This window comes from Protofrankia sp. CiP1_Cm_nod1, assembly GCF_920888515.1.
Taxonomy (GTDB): domain Bacteria; phylum Actinomycetota; class Actinomycetes; order Frankiales; family Frankiaceae; genus Protofrankia.
This window is the reverse complement of record NZ_CAKKTM010000399.1, coordinates 5610-11311: the sequence shown is the minus strand read 5'-3', so window position 1 is coordinate 11311 and position 5702 is coordinate 5610. Positions and strand designations below refer to the sequence as shown.

Genomic DNA, 5702 nt, shown 5'->3' with positions numbered 1-5702 from the left:
GGCCGGGGCGCCGGTGCTGCGGCGGGCGGTCGTGTCGGTGCGCCCCGGCCTGACCCAGCTGCCGATACCCCGGGCCCGGACGGGCCGGTGGCCGCGGGACAGCCCGGTCAACCTCGCCGCGCTCACCGGGCGTGGGCACATCGCCCCGCTGGCCGGCGCCTCCTGGCTGTCGTCCACCGACATGGCGCGCTGGATGGGGCATGTCGGCGCGCACACCCTCGCCGCCGTGCCGCTGGTCCTGCGCGGCCAGGTGGCTGGTGTGGTCAGCCTGATGGCCGCCGGCGACCGGCCGCCGTACACCGAGGCCGACGTGGCCTTCCTCGAGGAGCTCGCGGCCCGCGCGGCGGTCGCGGTCGAGCACGCGGAGCTCTACCGGCGCAGCCGGGACACCGCGCTGACCCTGCAGCGCAGCCTGCTGCCACCGACCGTGGTCGAGCCGGAGGGGCTGGAGATCGCCGCCCGCTACGTGCCCGGGGTCGAGGACACCGAGGTCGGCGGGGACTGGTTCGACGTGATCGACCTCGGCGCGGGCCGGGTGGGCCTGGTCATCGGTGACGTCATGGGCCGCGGGGTCCGGGCCGCGGCGATCATGGGCCAGCTGCGGACCGCGGTGCGGACCTGCGCCCGCCTGGAGCTGTCCCCGTACGAGGTGCTGGCCCTGCTCGACGGCGTGGTCAGCGAGATCGACGAGGGCCAGATCGCCACCTGCATCTACGGCGTCATCGAGCCGCACACGGGCCTGTTGACGCTGGCGAACGCGGGGCACCCGCCGCCGTTGGTGGTGGCCCCCGACGGCCTGGTGTCGCGGCTGTACATGGAGGTCGGCACCCCGCTCGGGCTCGGCCGCGGCGACGTCAAGGAGTACACCGTCCGGCTGCACCGGGGGGCGCTGCTGGTCCTGTTCACCGACGGGCTGGTGGAGAGCCGGGAGCGTGACATCGACGCCGGCGTCTCGGACCTGGCCGCGGTGCTCGCCCGGCAGGACGGCTCCCTGGGCAGACGGGCCGACCAGGCCCTGGAGGCCCTCGGCCGGGACGCCGGCCATGACGACGACGTGGCCCTGCTGCTGGTGGGGCTGCCCGACACCGACGCGGGCGGGGCGACCCGCTACGCCGACATCACGGTCCCCGACGGGCCGGCCGGCCTCGGCGCGGCCCGGGGACGCGCCTGCGACCTGCTGCGGACGTGGTCGGTGGACGCCGACACCGTCGACTCCGTGGTCCTGCTGATGTCGGAGCTGGTCACCAACGCGCTGGTGCACGGCCGGTCCCCACTGTCCGTGCGGCTGCGCCGGACCGGGTCCCGGGTGATCGTGGAGGTTTCCGACCGTGACCCGCGGCTGCCCCGGCGCCGGCACGCCGACTTCGACGACGAAGGCGGCCGGGGCCTCGAGCTGGTCTCGCTCATCGCGTCCCGCTGGGGGACCAGGTCGGTCGGCGACGGCAAGGTCGTGTGGGCGGAGATCGCCGCGCCTCCGCTGCCGTGACACTTCCGTGATGCTGCCGTGATGCTGCCGTGATGCTGCCGTGATGCTGCCGTGACACTGCCGTGACACTGCCGTGACACTGCTGTGATGGTGCTGCGACGCTGCCGTGACGGCCTGCCCGGCGCGAATGCGGCGGAATTGCTGAGAAGTCGGTCACCTCCCGATAGGCACACCGTCCCGGCCGGCTCCGCGCCGGGACGGGTCGCGTAACGTGAGGCCCGTGACAGACGTGGTGTTGCGCCTGGACTCGGTAACTGTTGTGCGGGATGGCGCGACGCTCCTTTCCGACATCCACTGGACCGTTGCCGACGGTGAACGCTGGGTCATTCTCGGGCCGAACGGCGCCGGGAAGACAACCCTGCTCCAGGTGGCGGCGAGCCGGGTTTTCCCGACTCGCGGAACGGTCGACCTGCTCGGCGGCCGGCTCGGTGAGGTCGACGCGTTCGACCTGCGCAGCCGGGTGGGCCTGGCGAGTTCGGCGGTCGCGGACCTCCTGCCGGCCACCGAACGCGTCCTCGACGTGGTCATGACGGCCGCGTGGGCGGTGCTCGGGCGGGCCACCGAGAAATACACCGATGACGACCGGTGGCGGGCCCTTGAGCTGCTCACCCAGGTCGGCTGCCGGAATCTCGCCGACCGGCGGTACGGCACCCTGTCCGAAGGCGAGCGCAAGCGCGTCCAGATTGCGCGTGCGTTGATGACCGACCCCGAGCTACTGCTGATGGACGAACCGGCCGCCGGGCTCGATCTGGGGGCCCGTGAGGCCCTGCTGGCGCGGCTGACCCGGCTGGTCGCGGACCCGCTGTCGCCGGTGACCATCATGGTCAGCCACCACGTGGAGGAAATTCCGCCGGGTGTGACCCATGCGCTGCTGCTGCGCGCCGGCCGGGTGGTCGCGGCCGGGCCCGTCGAGACGGTCCTGACCGGCCCGGCGCTGTCGGCGTGCTTTGGCATTCCCCTTGAGGTCGGTGCCGGTGCCGGCCGGTTCTCCGCGCGGCTGACGCCCGTCTTCCAGCATTCGGGGCGTACCGCGCCGTCTGTCTGAGCCGTCCGTCTGAGCGTCTGTCCGGGCCGTCCGGGCCGTCCGGGCGATGGGCGCTGTTTCCCGTGGGCGGCTGTTCCCAGCGGGTGGCCGCGTTCTGGCGGGCGTGTTCTGGCGGGCGTGTTCTAGCGGGGACGGTCGAGCAGCGCCCACAGCCATCCTGGCCCCGCCGTGGCCGCGCCCACAGCGTGGACGCGGGCGCGGAGCGCGCGGTCCGCGGTGATGACGACAACGGCGCCACGTCCCTGTTGGACCGCCGCGGCGGCCGCCGCCACGATCGTGTCGTCACCCGCCGCGGGGGCGTGGACGACAACGAGCCCGGCGGGCCGGTTGCCCGGCTCACCGGCGCCGGGCCGCCCGCTCGCGGCGACCCCGGCCCGGGCCGCCCCTTCGAGCACCAGGATCACCTCGGCCGGCAGGTCCTCCCTGGCCGGCAGATCCTCGCTGGCCGCCGCCCGTGGCGTGGAGGCCCCCTGGCACAGCGCGGACAGGCGTCCGTGCAGGCGTGCGGCGGCGGCCGCGCGATCGCGCCACCATCCGTCCGGGCGGGCTCCTATCACATTTGCCGCATCGACGATCCATGTCCGCTCATCCACCGTGGCTCCTTGGGCGCTACTACCGGGCCAGCTCTACTACCAGACCGTGAATCGGATGAGCGCGGCTGCGGCCCATACGTGGTGTATCGCATTCGCAGGTGCGGGATCCTTGATGGCGTTGCGTGGCGCTCACCGCTGCCGGCCGGACCGTGACGTCCTTGTCTGCGCCGACCACCGGCGTTTCGGATCGGAAGTCGTGATTCGGCGACAACTCATGATCAAAATTTATCCTGACGGTGGCCTCCAGCGCTTTGGCTAGACGTGACTCACGTCTACCTGAGGGACGTTGTGTGGTGTCGATGACGCCGCGGACGGCATGTCGCGGGCGATGGCGGTCGCGCGTGTCCGAACCAGCAGTTACAGTTCTTCCTGATGACGTGGTAATACTAGTCTCGAAGAGTTCCGCGGTTCGCTGACCTGAAGGAGAGAGGCATGGCGCAGAAGACCATCGTGTCGTTGATTGACGATCTCGATGGACACGAGGCCGATGAGACTGTTCGGTTCGGGCTGGACGGCGCTTCGTACGAGATCGATCTGTCCGAGAAGAACGCCACCAAGCTGCGTGAGTCGTTGGCTCCGTTCGTTGGGGCGGCGCGTCGCTCGGGTGGCCGGGCAACTGCCGCCCGCCGTGGGCAGCGCGGCGCTTCTCGTCGTACCGGCGGCACCGACCGTACCGCTGACATTCGTGAGTGGGCGCGAGCCAACGGTTACACGGTCAGTGACCGTGGTCGTATCGCCTCCAACATCGTCGAGGCGTACGACAAGGCTCACTGAGCCGCTCTCGGCCGCATTCGTCCAGTTGCCCGAATCCCACGCGGTCACAACTGTTTTCGCGTGGTCGCGGGCGCACGGGGCCGGCTGCGGCCGAGCGGTGGACCATGACGCGGGGGGTCAGTCGTACGGCGGTGCCGGCGCGGAAGAGGCCGGGCCCCTGGTTGGTGCCGCTTATGGCCAATTTGGGGCATGTGGCAGTGCTGTTTTCTGGGCGACAGGTTGTCGGGCCCGCAACCTGTCGCCCAGGTCATGCCCGGGCTCAGGTGCCGCGGTGGCGGGCCATCCAGTTTTCCAGCTCCCCCCGGGCGCGGGGAAGCGCGGCCGACAGGTTGCGGTGGCCCGCGGTGGTGACGAGAATGTCATCCTCAATCCGCACCCCGATCCCGCGCAGCTCCGGCGGCACCGTAATGTCGTTGGGCTGGAAGTACAGCCCCGGCTCGACCGTGAGCACCATCCCGGCCGTGAGTGGGCCGTCGCGGTAAGCTTCGTCACGGGCGTGGGCGCAGTCGTGGACGTCGAGGCCCAACATGTGTGACGTGGAGTGCAGGGTATACCTGCGATGCAGGCCCGCGTTCGGTGCTTCGGGGTCTTCCGCGAGAGACTCCTCGACGCTGACCGGGAGCAGCCCCCAGCCGTGCAGCGCCTCGGCTATCACCCGCATTGCCGCCCGGTGCGGGTCGAGGAACTGTGCGCCCGGTCGCACCGCTTCGATTCCGGCCTGCTGGGCCGCGAGGACCACGTCGTACACCTGACGCTGCACATCGCTGAAATGTCCGTTCACGGGAAGCGTGCGTGTGATGTCGGCGGTGTAAAGCGAGCGGGACTCGACACCCATGTCCAGCAGCGCGAGGTCGCCGGGCCGTACCGGCCCGTCGTCACGGACCCAGTGCAGGATGGTGGCGTGGTGGCCGCAGGCGACGATGGAGCCGTACCCGACGTCGTTGCCGTCGACCCGGGCGCGGCGCCAGAACGTGCCCTCCAGCCACCGTTCGCCGTTGGGCAGTGTCATCGCGTGGTCCAGCTCACGCACGCATTCGGAAAAGCCCAGGACGGTGGCGGCGATCGCCTGCTCCAGCAGGGCCGTTTCGTGCTCGTCCTTGACCAGCCGCAGCTCGGAGAGGACCTGGGCCAGCTCCGTGTCCCGGTCGGTCCCGGCGGGGGTGGATGCTTCCCGGCCGGCGGGCGTGTACCGCAGGACCGCGCGGTCCACCTGCTCGTCCTGGCCGCGTACCACCCGGGTCGTCGCCGGTGACAGCCGGGCCAGCGCCTCGGCGAGCTCGTCGAGCGGGCGGCAGGTGATCTCGAGAGCCGCCGACGTCTCCCGTACCCCCGCGCGTGGTCCCACCCACAGTTCGCCGTAGCGCCGGTCGGTGTAGAAGGCCGGTGTGGAACGGTCCGAGCGGTCGGCGACATACAGGACGGCGTCGTGGTCGCCACCGGGGCTCGGACGCAGAATCACCACGGCGTCCGGCTCGTGACAACCGGTCAGCCAGAAGAAATCACTGCCCGGCCGGAACGGGTAATCGGTGTCATTCGCCCGTACCTTGAGCCCACCGCTGGGCACCACCAGCGTCTCGGCCGGGAATCGTGAGCTCAGCAGCGCGCGCCGCTTGGCCGCGTACTGGGCCACATCCTGGGCCGCGTACTGTGCCACATCGTCACGGGCCGGCGTCGGCTCCGCGGTGGACACCCAGCCGGTGGCCATGAATCGGCGGAAGGCGGAAGGTGGCTGCTGGTCGTGGCTGGCCTGTCCCGCCGGCGAAGCGGGCCCGGTGACGGAACCGCCGCTGGAACTGGGAGCAGC

Annotated in this window: 5 protein-coding genes; 3 read left to right on the top strand and 2 right to left on the bottom strand. The window is 71.3% G+C overall.

The window, feature by feature from the left end:
- Both NBX02_RS18130 and NBX02_RS18125 read left to right on the top strand, forming a co-directional pair.
- Positions 1 to 1486, top strand: a 1486-nt coding sequence (locus NBX02_RS18130; protein ID WP_250292356.1) for a SpoIIE family protein phosphatase, incomplete at its 5' end; no start/stop codon positions are given.
- Positions 1487 to 1706: 220 nt separating this feature from the next.
- Positions 1707 to 2531, top strand: coding sequence for an ABC transporter ATP-binding protein (locus tag NBX02_RS18125; protein WP_250285930.1), 825 nt, complete (start codon positions 1707 to 1709; stop codon positions 2529 to 2531).
- Positions 2532 to 2653: 122 nt separating this feature from the next.
- Here NBX02_RS18125 and NBX02_RS18120 read toward each other — a convergent pair whose 3' ends face one another.
- Positions 2654 to 3124 (bottom strand): hypothetical protein, encoded by a 471-nt coding sequence (locus NBX02_RS18120; protein WP_250285931.1) that lies wholly within the window; start codon positions 3122 to 3124, stop codon positions 2654 to 2656.
- A gap of 432 nt (positions 3125 to 3556) precedes the next feature.
- On the opposite strand from NBX02_RS18120, the gene NBX02_RS18115 reads away from it, so the two are divergent.
- On the top strand, positions 3557 to 3898 hold the full coding sequence (locus NBX02_RS18115) for a histone-like nucleoid-structuring protein Lsr2 (RefSeq protein WP_013874753.1): 342 nt from the start codon (positions 3557 to 3559) through the stop codon (positions 3896 to 3898).
- A gap of 259 nt (positions 3899 to 4157) precedes the next feature.
- Here NBX02_RS18115 and NBX02_RS18110 read toward each other — a convergent pair.
- Positions 4158 to 5702 (bottom strand): aminopeptidase P family protein (locus NBX02_RS18110; protein WP_445548518.1); only part of this gene is annotated, 1545 nt, incomplete at its 5' end.